The following is a 21,584-nucleotide window of genomic DNA, read 5'->3' on the forward strand; positions in this document are numbered from 1 at the left end:
AATAATCCAGGCTGCCGATACAGCCCGTTTAGGGTCAACTTACACTTTCACAAACAATAACGCCCTGCAATTGCAGGGCGTTATTGGCTCAAGTATTCAGTTGAGCTTAGCTCTTGGCTTTCTTTTTCTTGCTGTTTTCAGCAAACCACTTGCCATCGCGATAGTGGGCGACCCAGCCGGTTGCCTTACCATCAACTTCGCTGGCCACGTACTGCTCTTTAGTCTTGCGGCTGAACTTCACCAGAGTCGGATTACCTTCATCATCTTTCACCGGCGCATCGGCCAGGAACTGATATTTGGGCCACAGCAACTCGCGGTACTCCACCAGCTCGGAGACCAGTGGTGCCCGAGTTTCACGGGATCTCGGGAACGTGCTGGCGGCCAGGAAGATACCCGAGGCACCATCACGCAAGACGAAATGAGCGTCTGACTTGCTGCACTTGAGCTCGGGCAATGGAATAGGATCTTCCTTGGGTGGCGCCACTTCGCCATTCTTGAGCAGTTTACGGGTATTCTTGCACTCGCTGTTGGTGCAGCCAAAATACTTACCGAAACGGCCGTTCTTCAGCTCCATATCGCTGCCACAGCGGTCACATTCAATGACCGGGCCTTCGTAACCCTTGAGTTTGAACTGTCCCTTCTCGACTTCATAACCCGGGCAGGCAGGATTGTTACCGCAAACATGCAACTTGCGGGTTTCATCCAACAGGTAGCTGTCCATGGCGGTGCCACAGATGCCACAGCGATGCTTGGCCCTGAGCGCCTCGGTTTCGGCATCTTCGCTCTCGCTGATCGCTTCTTCACCCGGAGTCAGGTTCAGCGTGGTCTTACAACGCTCTTTCGGGGGCAATTCGTAGCCGGAACATCCCAGGAACACGCCTGTAGTGCCTGTACGGATCCCCATGGGGCGCCCACAAGTAGGACAGGCTATGTCTGTCAGCACCATCTGGTTGGGGCGCATACCACCCTCTTCCGGTGGCAGCTCGGCATGTTGCAACTGCTTGGTGAAGTCTTTGTAGAAGCCATCAAGCACCTGTTTCCAGTCGAGTTGCCCCTGAGCAACGTTATCCAGGGTCTGCTCCATTCCGGCGGTAAAGTCATAGTTCATCAGGTTGGCAAAGTTTTCCACCAGACGTTCACTGACAATTTCCCCCATCTTTTCGGCGTAGAAACGGCGGTTTTCCACCTTCACATAGCCCCGATCCTGGATGGTGGAAATAATAGTGGCATAAGTGGAAGGGCGACCTATGCCGCGCTTTTCCAATTCTTTAACCAGAGAGGCTTCGCTGTAGCGCGCCGGTGGCTTGGTAAAGTGCTGTTTGGGATCCAGTTGTTTCAGATCCAGTTTATCGCCCTCCGCCAGATATGGCAGGGTGACTTCATCTTCATTCTTGCGTTTGACCGCAGATTGTACCCGGGTCCAACCATCGAATTTCAGGGTGCGACCACTGGCCTTCAGCTCAAACTCACCGGCCTTGACCGTGAGTCGAGTGGCATCATATTGAGCCGGAGTCATCTGACAGGCAACAAACTGGCGCCAAATAAGCTCATAGAGCCGCTGAGCGTCACGCTCCATGTCGGTCAGTGACGCAGCGTGTACAGAGACATCTGAAGGTCGAATCGCTTCGTGAGCCTCTTGCGCGCCCTCTTTGCTGCCATAACGAATAGGCGCATCCGGCAGGTACTTGTCGCCGAACTCTTTGGCAATCATGGCTCTGACGTTATCCAGCGCTTCCTGGCTCAGATTGGTAGAGTCGGTACGCATATAAGTGATATGACCCGCCTCATAGAGACGCTGGGCCATCATCATGGTCTTCTTCACCCCAAAACCGAGACGGGTACTGGCGGCCTGCTGCAGTGTCGAGGTGATAAAGGGAGCGCTGGGCTTGCTTTGAGTGGCCTTGTCTTCGCGGCCGATCACCTCATAACTGGCCGATTGCAGTGCTGCCACAGCAGCCAGCGCCTGGGCTTGATTGACCGGCTCAAATGCCTTGCCGTTTTGCTTGACCACTTGCATGGTCAGAGCATCATCGGTAGCGGTCGCCAACTGGGCGTGCAGATCCCAGAACTCTTCAGGCACGAAGGCTTTAATTTCGGCTTCCCGCTCAACCACCAAACGCACGGCTACCGACTGAACCCGTCCGGCAGAGAGGCCTCTGGCAACCTTTTTCCACAGCAGCGGCGAAACCATAAAGCCCACTACCCGATCGAGGAAACGTCGAGCCTGCTGAGCGTTGACCATATTGTTGTCGAGATCGCTGGGTTTGCTGAAGGCATCCTGGATGGCACTCTTGGTGATCTCGTTGAACACCACCCGCTTATAACGGGAATTGTCGCCGCCTATCACCTGCTGCAGATGCCAGGCAATCGCTTCCCCTTCTCTATCCAAATCCGTCGCGAGATAGATTTCATCGGCGGAATCGGCCAGCGCTTGCAGTTCTTTTACCACCTTCTCCTTACCAGGCAGAATTTGGTAGTTGGCTTTCCAGCCGTGCTCAGGATCAACCCCCATACGGGCAACCAGAGCCTTTTTCTCTTTCACCTTCTTGTACTTGGCCTTTTCTTCAGGTGACATCTTACGCACTTCGGCTGCGCTTTTTGCCTTGCCGTTGGCGTCGGCGGAGGAGGAAGTCGGCAAGTCACGTATGTGACCCACACTCGACTTAACGATGAATTCTTTACCAAGATATTTGTTGATAGTCTTGGCTTTGGCCGGCGATTCGACAATAACTAGCGATTTACCCATAGTGTGATTTGCGCCAAACGATCTCAGAACGGTGAAAATTGGCACCATATATAGAGGGTTGTCCTCGGACTTTCAAGTTAATCCCTCTTTTATGTGTACCGGCGACTCAATTTTTAAGCAGGGTTAAAAATTTGTACAAAATAATATTGCGTAATTAAAAACTAATATTTCATTATTTCACTGCAAGCAAGTAATAGTTATGCATTTGTGATGAAAAAGCACTTTTGCCACCCTGTGGGGCGACTTGTTAAGCCTAGGAGCTCAAGTATACTGGGGCCAGTCCAGGGCCTGGATTGGGCCCCTATAACAACCTCAAATACCCCAAAAGGACAAGCAATGAAGCATTTTGAAGCGAATTTTGACGGATTGGTGGGACCCACCCACAACTATGCTGGCCTGTCGTTCGGCAATGTCGCCTCCCTGAACAATGCTGCCCAGGCAGCCAACCCCAAGGCTGCGGCCAAGCAGGGATTACAAAAAGCCAAGGCGCTGGCCGACATGGGGATGATCCAGGGCATGCTGGCACCGCAAGAACGCCCCGATCTGCATACGCTGCGAAGGATAGGTTTTAGCGGTACCGATAAAGAAGTACTGCAGAAGGCCGCCGAGCAGGCACCGGCGGTTCTAAGAGCCTGTTGCAGCGCTTCCAGCATGTGGACCGCCAATGCAGCAACCGTATCCCCGAGCGCCGATACCCATGATGGCCGCGTGCACTTTACCCCGGCCAACCTGGTGGATAAATTGCATCGCTCAATCGAGCCGCAAACCACAGGCAACATTCTCAAGGCCATTTTCAGTGACAGTCGCTATTTTGTACACCACCAGCACCTGCCGGAACACAGCAGTTTTGGTGATGAAGGCGCTGCCAACCACACCCGCCTGTGTCAGGAATATGGTCATGCCGGAGTCGAAGTCTTTGTTTACGGCCAGGAAGCTACCAACCCTCAGGCCATAAAGCCGAAGAAGTTTCCCGCCAGACAAACGCTGGAAGCCTCAAAGGCTATCGCCCGTTTACATCGTCTCGATGAAGACAATACTGTCTTTATTCAACAAAATCCTGAGGTGATAGATCAAGGCGTATTCCACAATGATGTGATTGCTGTCGGTAACCGCAATGTGCTTTTTCATCACGAGCAAGCCTTTGTCGATACCAAGGCCAAGCTGGCCGAGATCCGGGCCAAGCTGGAAGGTGATATCCATTTCATTGAAGTACCGACCGCCAAAGTCAGTATTCAGGATGCGGTCAAATCTTACCTGTTCAACACACAACTTTTGAGTATGAGTGACGGCAAAATGGTCATCATAGCGCCAACCGATTGTGCCGAGAACCCTGCGGTAAAGGCCTACCTCGATGAACTGCTGACTCTGGATACTCCGATTCAGAAAGTTGAATACTTTGATGTTAAACAAAGCATGCAAAACGGTGGTGGCCCGGCTTGCCTTCGTCTGAGGGTCGCCATGAATGATGCCGAGTTGGCAGCCATCAATCAGCATGTACTGCTCGACGATAACCTGTTTACTCGCCTCAACGCCTGGGTGGACAAACACTACCGCGACCGCTTGTTACCCGCAGACTTGGCCGACCCACAATTGATAGTCGAGTCTCGCACCGCGCTGGATGAGCTGACCCAGATAATGAAGCTCGGTAGTGTCTATCAGTTTCAGAGATAGGCAACTTCTTAATGAAAAGACCACTCAAATGAGTGGTCTTTTTGTAGATAGCACGTATTTCAAGTCGTTATAGACCAATCGACATGTACAAACACTCTTGATAAAAAAGGCGCCGATGGCGCCTTTTGGGTCACTTGATTTTATCAATAAATATTGACCTTCAAGTTAACGACTTCGGTTTCTGCACCACCAGGAGTTTTGACCTTAACAATGAAGGAACCTGAATCTGGTTCATCTGCCCCCTTCAAGGTTACGCTGAATTGACGGCCACCGTTGTGATTGGAGCTGGGCCAAGTATAGCTTCCTGAACTGGCTACCGAACCGGCAGATGTCGTAAAGGTCACCACGCTTCCGGATGGCATTTGCTGATTATGCAGGTCAGAAATAGTGAACTGGACTGTCGCACTCGATTTACCGTTGATATCAATGTCACCTCCCAGATTATCGCCGTCACGATCAATGATGCGGATGTCGGCTGGGTCGGTGGCATAAGCCGTGCTGCCAGACATTACCATCACCAAGCTGGAACGTACGTTGATGGATTGAGAATGACTAATGCCATCGGCACAAGCGTCATGGGCGGGGATAGAGCACAATACACCATTGTATTTGCCATCGGCCGAGTCAAATACGCCATCGCTGTCGAAGTCGATCAGTTCCTCATTCTCACCGCCAATTTCACCACCGGCTTGCTGAGGATTGAACAATCCATCTTCATTGTGATCAACAAAGGCCTCTGCCAGATCATAAGGTTGGCCACTGACATCAGTACCTTGGAATGCAGCGACTTCAGATGCGTCAAAACGGCCGTTACCATTGGTATCCGGGAAAGACTCCTCACCGTTGGCTGTAGCTGTGATGGTTGCGCGGCCACCATACTTTTGGCCATAGAAGTTGCCACCGGTTGCAGAAAGCTCCGCAATGGGGTTACGGGAGCCGCTGTTATCGACCAGTAATTGGCCTTCAGGGCGAGCGTTCTGGCTGGTCCAAGTCACTGAGCAAACACCACCTGTGGTGGTACACGAAGGAGTAATTGCGCCCCCCTCTGTTGTAAAGTAAACCGCCGTGCCGTCCGGAACCGGGTTATTGAAAGCATCGGCCAGACGAGCAGTTACTTTCACTGCCGTGCCATCTACATCCCATCCCTCGGCATTGAGGGTTTCAGCCGAAAGCGAGAAGGAGTCCTGATCCGGTTTACCGGTAGAGATAACCAAGACACTGGACTGACTGGAGATCAGCGGAGAGGTCCCATCTATGTCAGCCGTCACCCGAACGGTAGTTGCTACCGTGCCCGAATTTACAACTGTCTGTACTATCCCTTCGTTATTGGTTGTCGCCGTTGCCGGGTTGAGACTCAAACCACCTACATCGGTATTAAGGCTGAAACTGACAGCCTTGTTGGCAACAGCATTACCATTGGTATCCAACACCTTAAAGCGAATAATAGAGGACTCATCCGAACCTGTACCCTTGATACCGATATTCTCAGGGGAAGCATCAACAAACACTATGCTTCCGGCGTCGGCTGCCAATATTTTCACAACCCCTGTAGCAGACAGGTTTTTGCCACCAACATCGGCAGAAACCGTGATGTTATCGTCACCGACACATCCTTTGGCCAGATAAGTACTGGTCGCCAGGCCATTAATGGCCGTTACAGGGCTACTAATTACGGCTTCAGGAGAAGTCTTTTTGGAACAGGTTGATGAAAAACTCACATCGACAGGTTCAGTAAACGGCTTACCTTGGCTATCTTGCAACATTACCGAAATCGTAGCGGTACCCCCCGCCGATAGAGTCGCTGCACTCACTGCTGCTTTTCCGGAAACAAAAGGATCACCACTCCCCATCTGTACATCTGAAGCACCGATCACAAAGACATGCTCAGCCTTTTCACCGGTTGCCAACGAGGCGGTGGCAGAACTGGCGCCTGGAGTACTTCCTGCATAAATACTGACGCTGGCCTTACCGTTGGCATCCGTAATCGCAGTTTTTATCGGGAGATCGCCCAAAGAGGCATCGAATGTCACTATGGCCGGTTTTGACAGGCCGGTTACTGTGGCAACAAGAATACCGGGAGATGTGCTGGTAATGCTGTCTGTCGTATTACCATCAACGTCAGTAAGAGTTAAGGTGACTTGCGCGCCACCTCCGGCTTGACCGCCATCACCTTTCATAGTGAAACCGACCGAGGCAGACTCTCCTGAGCTGATTGCAGCACTAACAGTACCGGCACCGGCAATGTTGGACGTTGCCAGCGAAATCACGGCTTTGCCATCTGCATCAGTCAGGGCTGTGCCTATGGCTGGGTTGAAGGTGCCCAGGTTTTCGTTACTTAGGGTAAAAGTCACCAGTTGCCCCGCCAACGCTCCCGTTAAGCTATTGCTGACAGTCGCAGTCAAGGTCGCAGGGTTTTCTGCGGAAATATTGGGATCTGAAATATTCAGAGTGACGGTTGTTGTTCCCGTTGGCGGCGTCGAGCCATCTCCGGTATCTGAAATACTGCCCCCACCGCCACAGGCAAATAAAAGAAAACTACATAATAAAGTGAAGCAAAACTTAAACGCTGACCTCATTGTCAGACTCCCTGTTACTCAATAAATACGAACAATCTGCTTGTGTATTACTTATAGAGCAACATTACACAATTTTCCTTAAACATTTCCAGCACAAATGCGCTATACGACTCATTATTTGCCAAAAACTTTAACTCACGTATCATTTCCTCGAGAGAGCTTTCTTGCTAGGCTTTAGTGCGCCAAATAACAAAAGTACAAGAATTAAACAGGAAGATTTATGGCATTCACTCCAACCAAGAAAATAGGCCTGACCGGCAAGATCCTTATCGGGATGGCGGCCGGTATTTTATTCGGCCTTCTTCTGAGACATTTTTTCCCCGATGGTGACCTGAACTCAGAACAAGTTCGGCAAGACCCCTACTTCATCTTTGTTGAGGATTACATCACCGAAGGTTTTCTCAACGTTGTCGGTACCATCTTTATCTCCAGCTTGAAAATGCTGGTGGTGCCACTGGTATTTATCTCTCTCGTCTGCGGTACCAGCTCACTCAGTGAGCCTTCAAAACTGGGACGCCTTGGGGGTAAAACCTTGGCTTTCTATCTGTTTACCACAGCCGTTGCCCTGACACTGTCGATAATGGCAGCGGTATTGCTGCATCCTGGACATAGCAGTATGCCTACCGCAGGTAACAGCTTTGAGGCCAAAGATGCCCCCAGCCTGGCAGAAGTGTTAATCAACATAGTGCCCACCAATCCGATGCAGGCGATGAGCGAAGGCAATATGCTGCAGATCATCATCTTTGCCGTGATCTTTGGTTTCGCCATCTCTCATGTGGGCGACAAGGGCAAGCGGGTTGCCGCCCTGTTTGAGGACCTCAATGAGGTGATCATGAAGGTGGTAACCCTGATCATGCATCTGGCCCCCTATGGCGTATTTGCCCTTATGGGTAAACTGGCGTTGACGCTCGGTATGGAGACCTTCAGCAGCGTAGTCGCTTACTTCTTTGTGGTACTGGGCGTACTGCTGGTACATGCCTTTGTCACCTACCCAGTGCTGCTCAATCTGCTTTCAGGGCTGAATCCCCTCACCTTTATCCGTAAAATGCGCGACGTGCAGCTATTTGCCTTCAGTACCGCCAGTTCCAACGCTACCCTGCCGGTCACTATCGAAACGGCCGAGCATCGCCTGGGCGTAGATAACAAGATAGCCTCGTTCACCTTACCCTTGGGCGCGACCATCAACATGGATGGCACCGCCATCATGCAGGGTGTGGCGACTGTGTTTATTGCTCAGGTTTACGGTATCGACCTGACGATTACCGACTATATCACTGTGGTTGTCACGGCCACCTTGGCCTCAATCGGCACAGCCGGGGTACCCGGAGTGGGTCTGGTGATGCTGGCCATGGTGCTCAATCAAGTGGGCCTGCCGGTAGATGGTATAGCACTGATTATCGGCGTAGACAGATTGCTGGATATGGTGCGCACTGCTGTTAACGTCACAGGTGATACAGTCGCAACCGTGGTGATTGCCAAGTCGGAAAATGAGTTCAATGAAGAGACCTTCAATGACCCTAAAGCCGGCAAAAACAATGTCAGCTTTCACAAGGAACACCACACTCCCATGTAAGGGATAATCCGGATTTGGGTATCAAAGCCAAGTTAGCCCTTGCTGCTTGGCTTTCAGATACCAAAAACAAAAAGAGTGGAAATACAAAGAGGGCGCTCATTTGAGCGCCCTCTTCTTTTAATCTATTTGTCTTTTAATCTACTTGTGGAAACGAGCTTAACGCTCCCAGTAGGCTTCTTCCAGGCTATCTTCCCGCTCAGGCAAACCTCTGGAGAGGCGCGGGCTATGCTGCGCCAGCACTTCATAAGCCACCCGGTTGGCGTACTTACAGATTTGCGAGAATGAGGAGTAACACAAACCATCGCGTTTATGCTTGCTGGAGCCCGGCACGTTGGTCTTATGGAAAGTATTGGCCGCCAAGTCATGCAAGAGGGCAGACAGAGCGCCATCACCGGCGCCATTGGTATTGTGAATCTTCTCCGGCCCGCCCATGTAAGGCGAAATATGGGCATACACCTTGATGGGCTTGTCACAGTCTTTTTTCAGTTTCGGGCGGGAGAACTCATAACGGTTGAACTCAGGAATAGCACCGGGAAGCAGAGTATGAGCCGTCTCGCGTTTCTCGGCATCGTTGGTATAACCGGCGGTGTAAAGTCCTGAAGCACCCGCTGTGGTCAGTACCATGTCACACCACTCAAGTGCTGCTTCACTGGCCAGCAAAGGATCGGCAAATCCGGTCAGCGCCTCACCTTCATCTTCATTCATCGCCAGCACAGTAACGTGCTGGCGAATAAACTCCTGCCACCACTTGGGATCTTCGGCAATCAGGAAGCGGGTTCCCAAGGTCAGTACTACCGGCACTTCGGCTTCCTGGGCGTAGCGAATGGCGGTCAACGCCGCTTCACCAATCTGATCGCCATCGCTGGCTCGCATCAGGTAGGCAGTCAACACCAAAGCAGAACTGCCCTGAATCACTTCTTTATCGATAAACTCCGGGCTTAACTTGTCCATTGAGCCTTTGCTGATGGCAAAAGTGCGCTCACCGCCATCGGAGATCAGGGTAAAACAGCGACCTATAGGGCCTTCAACCGGTTGCAGGTAGTTAAGATCTACCTTGGACGAGGTGTTGCAGAGATAGCGGTAGGCATAACTGCCTACTTCAATATTCTTGCTCATCACGCCAAAGAGCACAGATCTGTCATCGGCGAGAATTGAGTAGTTGTGAATGGTATTGCCGATAGTACCGCCGGCAAACTCATCGCTGACCAACTCACGGCTTTTGAGCTCATGATACAACTGGTGGGCACTGGCATCATCAATCAGAGTCGAGTTGCCTTTGGGTAAGCCGTAACGCTGCAGCAGTTCATCTTCGACCTTGGCTTCGATATCCACCAGAGTTTGATCTATACCTGAAATCCAGGTACTGAAAGGTTGCGGCTGTTGAGTCAACTGCGCCAGCAGAGGATCACGGGTTTTGACCGGGAAATAGTGTTTGGATTTACGCTGACCGGGAAATTTCATATTGGGCTCTCGTTGTCTTCGTCCCTGAGTAGCTGCACTGCTTGAGTACAGACTTTCCTGATAATGATCTTAGGCCAGGCTGACTGGGCTGCCAGCGACCACACCGAATGGCGGCAGATTCTATCACAAATCCACCGCCGCACCAGTGCGCGCTCGCCGGCTTAATGCCAGTTTTCAGTGTGAAACTTCACCAAATCAGCAAGAAAACGCATATGAGCCGATTGTGCATTGAGACAAGGGATAAATTGATATTGTTTCCCACCGGCTTCAAGGAAGCTCTCGCGGCCTCCTTGGGCTATCTCTTCCAGTGTTTCCAGGCAGTCGGCGGCGAAGGCGGGACTCATGATATCGACCGCTGTGATTCCCTGCCCCGGCAAAGATTCGAGCAGCTCATCGGTATAAGGGGTTAACCAAGGCTCTTTGCCGAAACGGGATTGAAAACACAGCTGCCATTCGCCTTCACCCAGGCCAAGTTCGGCGGCCAGCAACTTGGCCGTGGTTTCGCATTGACTGCGATAAGGATCGCCCTCCTTGATGTAGCGCTCAGGCACCCCATGAAACGACATAAGCAGCCTTTGTCCCCGCCCTTCTCGCTGCCAATGGGTACGGACGCTGCCTGCCAGGGCCTGAATATAACCTGGCTTGTCGTGGTAATCCCGCACAAACCTCAGCTCAGGCAAATTACGCTCCAGTTTCAGTGCAACGGCAACACCATCAAACACACTGGCCACAGTGGAGCAGGAATATTGAGGATAGAGAGGCAACACCAGCACCCTGTCCACACCGGCATTTTTCAGCGCCGTCAGGCCATCATTCAAGGACGGGCTGCCATAGCTCATACCCAGCTCCACAGGAATATGGCAGCCAGTTTGCTCCCGAAGCAATTCCGCCAGGGATTGTCTCTGCTGTTTACTGACCACCATTAATGGCGAGCCTTCTACTTGCCAGATAGACTGATACAACTTGGCGACTTTGCCCGGGCGGGTATTGAGAATAATCCCTTGCAACAGGGGTTGCCACAGCCAGGGAGACAGATCCACCACACGTTGATCACTGAGGAACCGCTTCAAAAAAGCACGCACCGCCGCTTTGGTTGGCGCAGAGGGAGTTCCCAGGTTAACTAAAAGCACACCGAATGGAGGACGGGTATCCTGCACTGTATTATTCCTGTTCCGAGAAAGATGGCGCCAAGTTAACATCGCTAAAACCATAAAAAAAGCCCGCAGCTGCGGGCTTTTTTCGATTATGAGAACCGGTTCTGATAATTAATCAGCCCAGTGCCTTCACAATGGCTTCGCTGACGGAAGCAACGCTCTGGGTACCATCGAACTTGCTGTACTTGGTATCACCCTTGGCAGCCATGGCACCATAGTAATCCACCAGAGGTTTGGTTTGTTCGTGGTAGATGCCAAGGCGCTTACGTACTGTGCTCTCTTCATCATCGGGACGGATAACCAGCTCTTCACCAGTAACGTCATCCTTGCCTTCTTCTTTAGGCGGATTGAAGACTACATGGTAAACCCGGCCAGAACCAGGGTGCACCCGACGACCGCTCATACGCTTGACGATTTCTTCGTCCGGCACATCGATCTCAATCACATGATCGACATGGATACCGTTGGCCACCATGGCATCAGCCTGTGGAATGGTGCGCGGGAAACCGTCCAGCAGGAAACCCTTGGCGCAATCGTCCTGAGTAATGCGCTCTTTGACCAGACCTATGATCAGCTCATCTGAAACCAATTGTCCGGCGTCCATCACCTTCTTGGCTTCCAGTCCCAAAGGCGTACCGGCCTTGACGGCAGCACGCAGCATATCGCCGGTTGAGATCTGTGGAATGCCATACTTTTCCATGATGAACTGAGCCTGGGTACCTTTACCGGCACCAGGGGCGCCCAATAGGATAATGCGCATATCAAGAGTCCTCTTTTCGCATTGATATTCTTGTTAGGGCGGCGATCTTCGCACATCTGACCGCCCATGAGAAGGCTTTTGGCTTCGACTTTAGCCACAGAAACGCCAAAAAAACCTGACAGCTCTGACCTGTTGAAAATGGTCAAAACCGCTCAGGCAGAGGCTTGGGCTGTCAAGCTTGACTCTATCAGTAGAGTAAACTGTAGAGCTTGCGACGATAGCCGCTCGCCAGTGCATTCCCCTGGCCAAGGGCTGAAAGTATCGTCAGAAACTGTTGTTTCAACTCACCATTGCCGGCGTTGAGATCTTGCTGCAGTTGCGCAAAAAGCAGCTCAAGAGCCTCTTCATCCCGGTGCGCCTGATGCAGTGCTGTTGCCAGCTTGCCAAGTAAACTCAGGTCACCCGGAGCCGCTTCAAGCGCTTGTTGCAAAGAGCGGATTTCCGGCGTATCGGCAGCCTCTTCCGCCAATTTGAGTTTGGCTTGTAAACTGGCGTAGTATGCATCCTGATCTTCAAGCTTGATGCCGGCAAGCAAGCTCTTGGCACCGGCAATATCACCGCTTAACAGGCATGCATCGGCATAGGGCAAGGCCACCTCGGCGCCGTTGTGCTCGCCATAGGCCTCCTTCAGCAGCACCAGGGCTGCCGCGGCATCGCCTCCTGCGAGTAATTCTCTGGCGTCAGCAAGTTGCAACTCCCAGGCGGCGGGCAGATGTTTATCCAGCATGGCCTGAATTTGCGACTCGTCCTGCACCCCGGCAAATCCGTCAACCGGCTGGCCCTGACTGAGGAACAAAGTGGTCGGCAGGCTCTGGATCTGGAAATAGGAGGCAATTTCCATCTCGGTTTCACAGTTAACGGCCGCCAGCAGCAGTTGCCCCTGATAACGGCTTGCCAATGCTTCCATGGTGCCGAGCAGCCCCAGACTCTCCGGGCTCTGCTGGGCCCAGAAGACCAACGCGACCAACTGTTGTTTCGAGGCTTCCACCACCTGTTGAATATTGTCGCGGGTCAGTTCGATACGTGTTTCCATAGCAATCCTTGTTGGATGGTCGGGCTATTCCCGAGTAAAAAAGGGCCATAAAGGCCCTTTTTTGATTGGCTTACTTAAGATTGGCAAGCAGCATCTGGTTCATCAAGCGGATAAACTCAGATGGGTCGGCCAGGCTGCCCTTTTCTGACAACATTGCCTGTTGCAACAACAGGTTACTCCAGTCATTAAAGCGGCTTTCGTCTGCCTCTTCATTGAGCCTGGCCACCAGCGGGTGCGTCGGGTTCAGCTCAAATGTCGGTTTGACTTCCGGCACCTGTTGGCCGGCGGCCTGCATCAGCTTGATCATCTGGCTCGACATCTCACCTTCACCGGCCACCACACAGGCTGGGGTATCGGTCAAACGCGTGGTCACCCGCACATCCTTCACCTTATCAGCCAGTGCTTCTTTGATACGCTTGAGCAAAGACTCGGACTCAGCCGCCAGTTTTTCCTGTTCGGCCTTTTCATTCTCATCTTCCAGCTCACCGAGATCCAACTCGCCGCGGGTGACAGAGTGCAGCGCCTTTTCCTTGTACTCGGTCAGATGGTTGATGAGCCACTCGTCGATGCGATCAGACATCAACAGCACTTCGATGCCCTTCTTACGCAGCAGTTCTAGGTGCGGACTGTGGGCCGCCGCCTCATAGCTGTCGGCAACTATATAGTAAATCTTGCTCTGACCTTCTTTCATCCGGCCTATATAGTCGTCCAGCGATACCGTTTGCGCCGCAGTGTCATTGTGGGTCGAGGCAAAACGCAGCAAGCCGGCCACACGCTCGCGGTTGCTCCAATCCTCTGCCGGGCCCTCTTTCAGTACCTGGCCGAACTCGGCCCAGAACTGCTGGTACTTGTCACTGTCGTCTTTTGCCAGTTTCTCCAGCATGCCCAGCACCCGCTTGGTGATGGCCGTGCGCATGGCTTGGGTCACCTTGTTGTCCTGCAGTATCTCACGGGAGACGTTCAGCGGCAGGTCGTTTGAGTCGATAAGGCCTTTGACGAAACGCAGGTAAGAGGGCATAAACTGCTCGGCGTCATCCATGATAAATACACGCTGAACAAAGAGTTGCAGACCCTGCTTGCGATCCCGGTTCCAAAGGTCCCAAGGCGCCTTGGAAGGAATGTACAGCAAGCTGGTGTATTCCTGCTTACCTTCGACCCGGTTGTGACTCCACAGCAGAGGATCGCTGAAGTCATGGGAGATATGCTTGTAAAACTCCTGATATTCCTCATCGGAAATCTCAGACTTGTTGCGGGTCCAAAGCGCGGTGGCCTTGTTCATCACTTGCCATTGACCTTCAGTCGCAGGTACTTTTTCACCATCCGGGCCTTCAGACTCGGGCGAACCTTCCTGCCACATCTCTACCGGAATGGAGATATGATCTGAGTACTTGGTGATGATAGAACGCAAACGCCAGTCGTCGGCAAACTCTTTTTCCTCTTCCCGCAGATGCAGAGTAATCTCGGTACCACGGCTTTCTTTGACTATGTTCTCAACGGTAAAGTCGCCTTCACCTGCAGACTGCCATTGCACGCCTTCATCGGCCTTGTGGCCGGCAGCGCGGGTTCTCACCGTTACCTTGTCGGCCACAATAAAGGCCGAGTAGAAACCCACACCGAACTGACCAATCAGCTGCGAGTCTTTGGCGGCATCGCCGGAGAGGTTTTTGAAGAATTCTGAAGTGCCTGACTTGGCAATGGTACCCAGATGCTCGATAACGCCCTCACGGGTCATACCAATACCATTGTCTTCAATGGTAATAGTGCCCTTTTCCTTATCGGTACTGATACGTACCCTGAGCTCGCCATCACCTTCATAAAGCGCATCGTTGGTAAGCGCCAGATAACGCAGTTTGTCGGCGGCATCGGCGGCATTGGATACCAATTCACGCAAGAAAATCTCTTTGTTGGAGTACAAAGAGTGGATCATCAAATGCAAAAGTTGTTTGACTTCAGTTTGAAAACCATGAGTTTCTTGATGTGACATGAATAGCTTCCCTTGTTTATCGCAATAGGTTAAACCAACTTGAGTTGCTTAACTAAATGGGGATGCGATTTTTAAATTCAAGGGCGGAAGGACACAGACCGATAACAGCCGTCGAAAAAATAGCCCTCACATGGCCCAAAATATCGCCTGGACGCCGATTGACGATTTCCATCCATGTCGGAAATATCCAATCTTTGCGCTCTTTGCCTGGTTATCGTCTGAGACCCTATCTCAGGAGATATCATGATGAAACGACTCGATTACGCGAACGCCGCACCACAGGCAATGAAGATTCTTTACCAACAGGAAAGCTACTTCCACCAACAATTCAATGCATCGGAAACCATGTCAGTGACTATCTGGGAGCTGGTCAAACTCAGAGTTTCACAGATCAATCAGTGCGCCTTTTGTATTGATATGCACAGTAAAGACGCACTGAAGTACGGCGAAAAGGCCGAACGAATTTTTGGCCTCAATGCCTGGCGGGACATGCCCATCTATAGCTACGAAGAAGGTGTCGCCCTCGGTTGGGCCGAGAAACTGACCGCCGGTTTAAGCATCAGCGATGAAGAGTACCAACAGGTGCTGGATTGTTTCGGCCCTCAGGCGATGACAGATTTGACCATAGCTATCAATGCCATCAATAGTTGGAACCGTATAGTGAAAGTGTTTAAACCCGAGGTAGGCAGCTACCAGCCCCAATGACTCGGGTTACCCATGGACGGCAAACTATTCTCCCAAAGGCAGGCACACCTGTCACAGTTAAAAAATAGCCCCGCATAAGCGGGGCCGGTATTCACAGAAGGCACATTAACCCAAGTTTCAGAGCGGCATTCGCCCGTTGAACGACAATGCCAAGGTTGTGCTGTCGACATATTCCAGCTCACCGCCTACCGGAACCCCATGAGCGATTCGGCTCACCTTGACTTGGTAGCGATGGGCGATATCGGCAATAAAATGCGCCGTGGCATCACCTTCAACCGTCGGGTTCGTGGCCAGGATCAGCTCGGCAATCTCGCCTTTGGCCAGATGCTCTTCCAGCAGCGCCAGCCCCAACTCTTCGGGTCCGACACCATCGAGCGGCGACAGATGCCCCAGCAACACAAAATAACGGCCACTGAAATGCCCACCGGCTTCGATAGCCAACACATCAGCCGGCGTTTCAACCACGCAGATGGTATCGGCGTTGCCGCGCCGAGGACTGGCGCAGATGGGACACAGCGTTTCCTCGGTGAAGGTGCGGCAAGACTGGCAATGCCCCACCTCCTTCATGGCTCGCTCCAACGCTTCAGCCAACTTGAGCCCGGCTTTACGCTCGCGCTCAAGCAGTTGAAACGCCATCCGCTGTGCCGATTTAGGGCCGACACCTGGCAGACAACGCAGCGACTGGATCAATTCATCCACCAGTGGGCTGAATTTCATCTGTTATTCCGACTCAGAATGGCATCTTCATGCCAGGAGGCAGTTGCATGCCACCTGTCACTTCGGCCATCTTGGACTTTTGGTTCTCTTCAACACGGCGAGCCGCATCGTTGCATGCCGCGGCGATCAGATCTTCCAGCATCTCTTTGTCGTCTTCCAGCAAGCTGGGATCTATCTCGACTTTGCGAACATTGTGGCTGCCGGTCATGGTGACTTTCACCAATCCTGCGCCTGACTCACCAGTGACTTCCATGCGGGCAATCTCTTCCTGCATTTTGGCCATTTTTTCTTGCATCATCTGGGCTTGCTTCATCAGGTTGCCCATACCGCCTTTTCCAAACATAGCTTTATCTCTTCAATTCAAGTTGTGAGTAACAGGTCAAAGTTGGCTAATCTTACTGAAATAAACCCGCTTGGCAATCCAAGAGTCGCTTTGAGCGGCAATCTTATGAAGCGGGTAACATCCACAGTGCCCTAGGGCGCCTTGTCTGCAATCAAATTAGCCCGTTGACTGAGCAGCTCAGGGGGATATCCGAGAGTATCCTGATCCAGTTCGGCCCCCATATGACTGACAAGCCATTGAATGTTTTCATCATTCATCAATGAAGCATGAGCCCCGCTCAGGAGCTCCTGATGAAAACGATGACGAATTTCCAACGGCGTTTCCCTTTGGTCATCTACTCCTACGACAATCTCTGTGCGGCAAGGTTTCCCAAACAGTTTGGAAAGCGCCTCTTCGAGCTGTTTAATAGCCGAATCTGCCGCCAAGTGCTTCTGATCCGGCTTGAGCAGCAAGGGCAGCGGTTCAGCTATGCGCTCACAGACTGAGTTTACCGCCAGTTGCCTTACCCGGCCGCCTATTTCGAGCGAGGACATCAATTTATACCAATAGAGATCCTGTGGATGACCGCAGGGCGGAGCATGGGCGAAGGCCTCGGCGGACTCCGGGCCTGGTGCTTGGCCCGGCTCGGATGCAGGCCGAGCTCCTGTGTTTACAGTATTTACTGTAGTGCTTTGACCAGATCCCAGCTCAAGCTCATTTTTCAGCTCATGTCCCGGCTCGTCTACCGCCTGTGGTGCAGCTTCCTGTGCTGTCTGCTGCGCGGTATGTTGTGGCTCAGGTTCAGGTTCAGGCAAAAACTCAGGCACAGACTCTGGTTCGGCTTGTGGGAAAGCCACATTTTGAACCGTTTCACTGTCTTGCATTGCCTCGCGACCCGCTTCAACCGCACCCTCTGGGGCATCTTCCCATGGTGGCCGGTCTTCCTTGAGCGCCGCAACATGACTTGGGCCAGATTCGGAAGGCACTTCCCCGGCAACAGGAGTTTGCGTTTCTGCTTGGGAAGGCTCAGGGTTATTGCTTGGTTCAAGGCTGTCTACCCGCTCAGGGCTTTTGCTCAGCTCAGGGCTGTTTCCTGGCTCTGCTGCCGCTTCAGACTGAGTGGCCGCTACAGCATCGGACTCAGGTGTGACGGCCGCGCTGCGACGCTCCAGCAAAGGCTTTTTTTCTTCACCGTCCTTGGGGCTGGCGGCCTCTATATCACTGAGCAGCAAATCCCGGGTGGCAAGCACCTGATCGAGCAGATCATCACCCAAGATGTCATCGCTGCCCGAGTCTATGTTGGCATCGGCAGGCACTGGCTCGCTTGATGGCTTATTTGATAGCGATGCTTCGGAGATACTCTTGTCTGCAGCGGATGGCATTTGGCCGTCCATCGACATCTGCTGCTGATAAAAATCCAGGCTGCTATCCAGCCCTTCACCTTGCAGTGAATAGCCCATGGCAGCATAGAAGTCATCCTGGGATTGCTGCTCATCGCCAATAGTCGAGGTTTTAGCTTGTGACACAGGCTCATGAGGCTGAGCTGCAGCCGGTTGCCGAGCCGGCAGAGACTCGGCCACTTTAGCAGACTCAGAGGCCTCATTCCGGAACCCCATGCTACCGGCCTGGGATAACAGCAGCGCTTGTTCGGCCAATAAGGCCTGTTCGTCTGCATCTTCGCCCTCATCGGCAGCCATCTGTGAGTCAACACTGCTCGCCTGCATCTCAGCCGCCGGGCTTACCTGTGTTGGCATCTTGGCAGCTTGCGTCTTTTCGGCTTGCGCTTCGACAGCCTGGCTTGTAACAGATTGAGCAGAGGCGGCTTGAGGTTTTATCTCATCAACGTTATTGCTTGCCAGGTGTTGATTCGGCGCCCCGACCGTCGCAGGCGCAGCGGCACTGCTGCTGTTATCCAAGGCAGATAAATCGGCGACTTCTCCCCTTTGCCAGCGTTTGGGCGGCGTTTCCGGCACAAAGGCAACGGCTCTGAGTAACGCCATCTCCAGCCCTGACTTGGGATCCGGTGCATAAGGCAGCTCCTTGCGACCGCTGAGCAGCAACTGGTAATAGAGCTGCACCTGCTCGGGGGTGAGGTTTTCACCGTAGTGGGTAATTCTGGGGCCGAACAGCGACAGATTGGCCGCCGCCGGCGCAAACTGGCTCAGGGTTATCTGATGCAAGAGCTCCAGCAGGCTGCGCAGCACTTCGGCAGCATCGGCGCCAAATGCCAGCACCTTGGCCACCTCCTGCATCATTTTGGTTATGTCACCTGTGAGGAGCGCATCAAACAGCGCCAGCACCTGGCGCTCATCTATGGCGCCGAGCATGGTTTGTACCTGCTCCAGCATCACTTGCCCGGCTCCAAAGGCGATAGCCTGATCTGTCAGGCTCAGGGCATCTCGCATACTGCCGTTGGCGGCTCGCGCCAGAAGCGTCAGCGCAGAAGTTTCAAACTTGAGACCTTCGCTTTGCAAAATATGCTGCAACTGGCCGGCCATCTCCGTCTGATCCAGACTCTTTAGGTTAAATTGCAGACAGCGGGACAGTACAGTCACCGGCAGCTTTTGCGGATCTGTGGTGGCCAGCAGGAATTTGACGTGCTCTGGGGGTTCTTCCAGTGTCTTGAGCAGCGCATTGAAACTGCTGCGGGACAGCATGTGAACTTCGTCTATCAGGTAAACCTTGAAACGCCCCCGGGTCGGGCGATACTGAACATTATCCAGCAGTTCGCGGGTATCATCTACCTTGGTACGGGAAGCCGCATCGACTTCGATAAGGTCGACAAAACGCCCCTGGGCAATTTCCTGACAGGCACTGCATTGGCCACATGGCTTAGCGGTGATCCCGGTTTCGCAGTTGAGCCCTTTGGCAAACAGGCGCGCCAAACTGGTCTTGCCGACGCCGCGGGTACCGGTAAACAGATAGGCATGGTGCAGTCGTTGCTGACTCAGGGCATTGGTCAATGCATGCAAGACATGAGATTGACCGACTACCTGATCAAAACTGGCAGGTCGCCATTTTCTGGCTAGTACCTGATAGGACATGAAACTCCCCAAAATCCATAAAAGTATCTTTGCGGGAGCAAGCTCCGCGGATCGTAAAACAATAACATGAGGTATGACTTCACGCTACCGAGACGACCCGCAAAGCAGCAGGGCTGAGCTTTTATTCGCCGTCAAACTCACACAGCTTAACCAGTTCGAGCCCTTGCTCGGTCAGGCGCTGTTCACCGCCCAGGTCCGGCAGAGAGATCACAAATGCGGCGTCCTTCACCTCACCGCCTAAGCGACGGATAAGCTTAACTGTGGCTTCAATGGTGCCACCGGTTGCCAGCAAGTCATCGATAACCAGTACCTTGTCACCCGGCACTATGGCATCAACATGCATTTCCAGGGTGTCGTGGCCATATTCCAGCTCATAGCTTTCGGCTATGGTTTCTCTTGGCAACTTGCCGGGCTTACGCACGGGAATAAAGCCCACACCCAACTCCAACGCCAGAGGGGCACCAAAGAGGAAACCACGGGCTTCGGTACCGACAACCTTGGTAAAACCATGATCTTTATAATGATCCACCAGCAAACGAATACTTAACTGGTAGGCAACCGGGTCTTCAAGCAGACTGGTTACGTCGCGGAACAGGATCCCGGCTTTAGGATAATCCGGAATGGTTTTAATGCTTTGCTTAATCAGGCTTAAGCTGTCGGAGTTCATTGCCATAGTCTCAATACTTCATTTCCAGACACTGGGCCCGGCTCTTTACAACAAAAAAGTCCACACTGAGGTGGACTGCATTTCAAAAATCCGGCTAAAGCTTAAGCCGCTTTAATCCGCCATGCAACAATCTCTGTCGATAAGTGATCCAGGAGTTGTTGCTTTGTGTCACAGTTCAATGGTTTTCTCCAAAAGCCATTAACCTGGGACATATCCATACTGGCGGCCACTTCCTCTTGGCTGTGAGTACTTAGCACCACGACAGGCAGGTTGGCATAACCGTCGAGTTGCCTGAGTAGCGGGATGAAGTGCGGCCCGTCGAGCAAAGGCATGAAAAAGCCACTAATCACGGCATCGAAGTTTTGCCGCTCGGCGCACGCCAGCCCCTGCATGCCATTGGTGGCCAACGTACAGTGCCAACCTTGGCTCTGGAACAGTTCGGCCAAAGCCTGTTGGCTGATGTTATTATCATCAACAAGCAAAATGTTGAAACTCATTAAATTTCCCTGGTGGTTTCAAGGCGCGCCAAGGCTACCCCAACTGAATGACAAAATCACGACAAGTCGGCGTTTTTGTCTACAGGATCACTCACTATCTTCCAGCTCGGGGATCTGCCACAGGAACAACAACAGACAGACACAGCAAACGGCAAGTAAGAGTTTCACCCACCAAAGTGGCACCAAGGCAATGCTGAGGGCAAAACTGGCACCACTGACCAAAAAAGCCCTTCGCTTTAATCCTTTACGCATCGCTTTACGGGAATGCCAATCGGCAAGAGGCTGGGCAAACCAAGGATGACTGTGCAGCCAATCATGTAGCCTTTCGCTGGAGCGGGCAAAACAAAAAGCGGCCAACAAAATAAAGGGAACCGTGGGCAGCACAGGCAAGACGATGCCGAGTAATCCCATAGCCAGGCTCAAGATACCCGAGATTAAAAAGAAGCCTCTTTTGATAACCATCCAATTTCCTCTGGAAAACCGGTCGCGCCTAAACAAAAGCCACCGCTGAGGGTGGCCATTGTAGCAAAAGCTGGATCTTGCTGCTTCAGATCAATCCCGCGTGTTTCAGCCAAGACAGACTGGCAGGCAGTGTAGGTAACAGCATTACCAGAATAAAACCAAGAAAATACAAAATATTGAATGGGTCTTTAAACGGCTGACTCATGACAGCT

At 52.4% G+C, this 21,584-nt stretch carries 16 protein-coding genes; 3 read left to right on the top strand and 13 right to left on the bottom strand.

Features of this window, described 5'->3' with window-relative positions:
* Positions 1-106: 106 nt before the first annotated feature.
* A complete protein-coding gene (gene topA, locus ACF8D4_RS10425; RefSeq protein ID WP_025011036.1) occupies positions 107-2,746 on the bottom strand; it encodes a type I DNA topoisomerase in 2,640 nt (879 codons plus the stop codon).
* Between the two features lie 336 nt (positions 2,747-3,082).
* Between topA and astB the strand changes: the two genes are divergently transcribed.
* Positions 3,083-4,417, top strand: coding sequence for an N-succinylarginine dihydrolase (gene astB / locus ACF8D4_RS10430; RefSeq protein ID WP_025888740.1), 1,335 nt, complete (start codon positions 3,083-3,085; stop codon positions 4,415-4,417).
* Between the two features lie 143 nt (positions 4,418-4,560).
* Here astB and ACF8D4_RS10435 read toward each other — a convergent pair whose 3' ends face one another.
* Positions 4,561-6,993 (bottom strand): Ig-like domain-containing protein, encoded by a 2,433-nt coding sequence (locus ACF8D4_RS10435; RefSeq protein WP_028781265.1) that lies wholly within the window; start codon positions 6,991-6,993, stop codon positions 4,561-4,563.
* Positions 6,994-7,213: 220 nt separating this feature from the next.
* Here ACF8D4_RS10435 and ACF8D4_RS10440 point away from each other — a divergent pair, with 220 nt between their 5' ends.
* On the top strand, positions 7,214-8,566 hold the full coding sequence (locus ACF8D4_RS10440; RefSeq protein WP_028781266.1) for a dicarboxylate/amino acid:cation symporter: 1,353 nt from the start codon (positions 7,214-7,216) through the stop codon (positions 8,564-8,566).
* 156 nt (positions 8,567-8,722) lie between these two features.
* Here ACF8D4_RS10440 and ACF8D4_RS10445 read toward each other — a convergent pair whose 3' ends face one another.
* The 5 genes from ACF8D4_RS10445 to htpG form a co-directional block, all read right to left on the bottom strand.
* Positions 8,723-10,027, bottom strand: a complete 1,305-nt coding sequence (locus ACF8D4_RS10445; protein WP_025011037.1) for an inosine/guanosine kinase — start codon at positions 10,025-10,027, stop codon at positions 8,723-8,725.
* A gap of 161 nt (positions 10,028-10,188) precedes the next feature.
* Complete coding sequence (gene hemH / locus ACF8D4_RS10450; protein WP_392464363.1) at positions 10,189-11,226, bottom strand: ferrochelatase; 1,038 nt, start codon at positions 11,224-11,226, stop codon at positions 10,189-10,191.
* Positions 11,227-11,296: 70 nt separating this feature from the next.
* The gene (gene adk / locus ACF8D4_RS10455; RefSeq protein WP_025888745.1) at positions 11,297-11,941 is read right to left on the bottom strand and encodes an adenylate kinase; all 645 of its coding nucleotides are present in this window, start codon (positions 11,939-11,941) and stop codon (positions 11,297-11,299) included.
* A gap of 187 nt (positions 11,942-12,128) precedes the next feature.
* Positions 12,129-12,974, bottom strand: a complete 846-nt coding sequence (locus tag ACF8D4_RS10460) for a tetratricopeptide repeat protein (protein ID WP_028781268.1) — start codon at positions 12,972-12,974, stop codon at positions 12,129-12,131.
* Between the two features lie 70 nt (positions 12,975-13,044).
* Positions 13,045-14,958 (bottom strand): molecular chaperone HtpG, encoded by a 1,914-nt coding sequence (gene htpG / locus ACF8D4_RS10465; protein ID WP_392464365.1) that lies wholly within the window; start codon positions 14,956-14,958, stop codon positions 13,045-13,047.
* A 243-nt stretch (positions 14,959-15,201) separates the two neighbouring features.
* Between htpG and ACF8D4_RS10470 the strand changes: the two genes are divergently transcribed.
* A complete protein-coding gene (locus ACF8D4_RS10470; RefSeq protein WP_045282655.1) occupies positions 15,202-15,663 on the top strand; it encodes a carboxymuconolactone decarboxylase family protein in 462 nt (153 codons plus the stop codon).
* Between the two features lie 117 nt (positions 15,664-15,780).
* Here ACF8D4_RS10470 and recR read toward each other — a convergent pair whose 3' ends face one another.
* The 6 genes from recR to ACF8D4_RS10500 form a co-directional block, all read right to left on the bottom strand.
* Positions 15,781-16,380 (bottom strand): recombination mediator RecR, encoded by a 600-nt coding sequence (recR, locus tag ACF8D4_RS10475; RefSeq protein ID WP_025011506.1) that lies wholly within the window; start codon positions 16,378-16,380, stop codon positions 15,781-15,783.
* Positions 16,381-16,393: 13 nt separating this feature from the next.
* On the bottom strand, positions 16,394-16,723 hold the full coding sequence (locus tag ACF8D4_RS10480; RefSeq protein WP_025011505.1) for a YbaB/EbfC family nucleoid-associated protein: 330 nt from the start codon (positions 16,721-16,723) through the stop codon (positions 16,394-16,396).
* 131 nt (positions 16,724-16,854) lie between these two features.
* Positions 16,855-19,746, bottom strand: coding sequence for a DNA polymerase III subunit gamma/tau (gene dnaX / locus ACF8D4_RS10485; RefSeq protein WP_392464367.1), 2,892 nt, complete (start codon positions 19,744-19,746; stop codon positions 16,855-16,857).
* Positions 19,747-19,867: 121 nt separating this feature from the next.
* Positions 19,868-20,419, bottom strand: coding sequence for an adenine phosphoribosyltransferase (gene apt, locus ACF8D4_RS10490; RefSeq protein WP_025011504.1), 552 nt, complete (start codon positions 20,417-20,419; stop codon positions 19,868-19,870).
* Between the two features lie 95 nt (positions 20,420-20,514).
* A complete protein-coding gene (locus ACF8D4_RS10495; protein WP_025011503.1) occupies positions 20,515-20,910 on the bottom strand; it encodes a response regulator in 396 nt (131 codons plus the stop codon).
* Between the two features lie 87 nt (positions 20,911-20,997).
* Positions 20,998-21,372: a YbaN family protein gene (locus ACF8D4_RS10500; RefSeq protein WP_025888748.1), complete on the bottom strand. Its 375-nt coding sequence runs from the start codon at positions 21,370-21,372 to the stop codon at positions 20,998-21,000.
* Between the last annotated feature and the right edge of the window lie 212 nt (positions 21,373-21,584).

Source organism: Shewanella sp. YQ_9 (assembly GCF_043103185.1).
Taxonomy (GTDB): domain Bacteria; phylum Pseudomonadota; class Gammaproteobacteria; order Enterobacterales; family Shewanellaceae; genus Shewanella; species Shewanella algae.

Coding starts and splice junctions, on each gene's coding strand:
- dnaX (WP_392464367.1), bottom strand. CDS start 19,746: ATGTCCTATCAGGTACTAGCCAGAAAATGGCGACCTGCCAGTTTTGAT.
- astB (WP_025888740.1), top strand. CDS start 3,083: ATGAAGCATTTTGAAGCGAATTTTGACGGATTGGTGGGACCCACCCAC.
- ACF8D4_RS10440 (WP_028781266.1), top strand. CDS start 7,214: ATGGCATTCACTCCAACCAAGAAAATAGGCCTGACCGGCAAGATCCTT.
- ACF8D4_RS10445 (WP_025011037.1), bottom strand. CDS start 10,027: ATGAAATTTCCCGGTCAGCGTAAATCCAAACACTATTTCCCGGTCAAA.
- recR (WP_025011506.1), bottom strand. CDS start 16,380: ATGAAATTCAGCCCACTGGTGGATGAATTGATCCAGTCGCTGCGTTGT.
- hemH (WP_392464363.1), bottom strand. CDS start 11,226: ATGTTAACTTGGCGCCATCTTTCTCGGAACAGGAATAATACAGTGCAG.
- ACF8D4_RS10500 (WP_025888748.1), bottom strand. CDS start 21,372: ATGGTTATCAAAAGAGGCTTCTTTTTAATCTCGGGTATCTTGAGCCTG.
- ACF8D4_RS10470 (WP_045282655.1), top strand. CDS start 15,202: ATGATGAAACGACTCGATTACGCGAACGCCGCACCACAGGCAATGAAG.
- ACF8D4_RS10495 (WP_025011503.1), bottom strand. CDS start 20,910: ATGAGTTTCAACATTTTGCTTGTTGATGATAATAACATCAGCCAACAG.
- topA (WP_025011036.1), bottom strand. CDS start 2,746: ATGGGTAAATCGCTAGTTATTGTCGAATCGCCGGCCAAAGCCAAGACT.
- ACF8D4_RS10480 (WP_025011505.1), bottom strand. CDS start 16,723: ATGTTTGGAAAAGGCGGTATGGGCAACCTGATGAAGCAAGCCCAGATG.
- adk (WP_025888745.1), bottom strand. CDS start 11,941: ATGCGCATTATCCTATTGGGCGCCCCTGGTGCCGGTAAAGGTACCCAG.
- htpG (WP_392464365.1), bottom strand. CDS start 14,958: ATGTCACATCAAGAAACTCATGGTTTTCAAACTGAAGTCAAACAACTT.
- ACF8D4_RS10460 (WP_028781268.1), bottom strand. CDS start 12,974: ATGGAAACACGTATCGAACTGACCCGCGACAATATTCAACAGGTGGTG.
- ACF8D4_RS10435 (WP_028781265.1), bottom strand. CDS start 6,993: ATGAGGTCAGCGTTTAAGTTTTGCTTCACTTTATTATGTAGTTTTCTT.
- apt (WP_025011504.1), bottom strand. CDS start 20,419: ATGGCAATGAACTCCGACAGCTTAAGCCTGATTAAGCAAAGCATTAAA.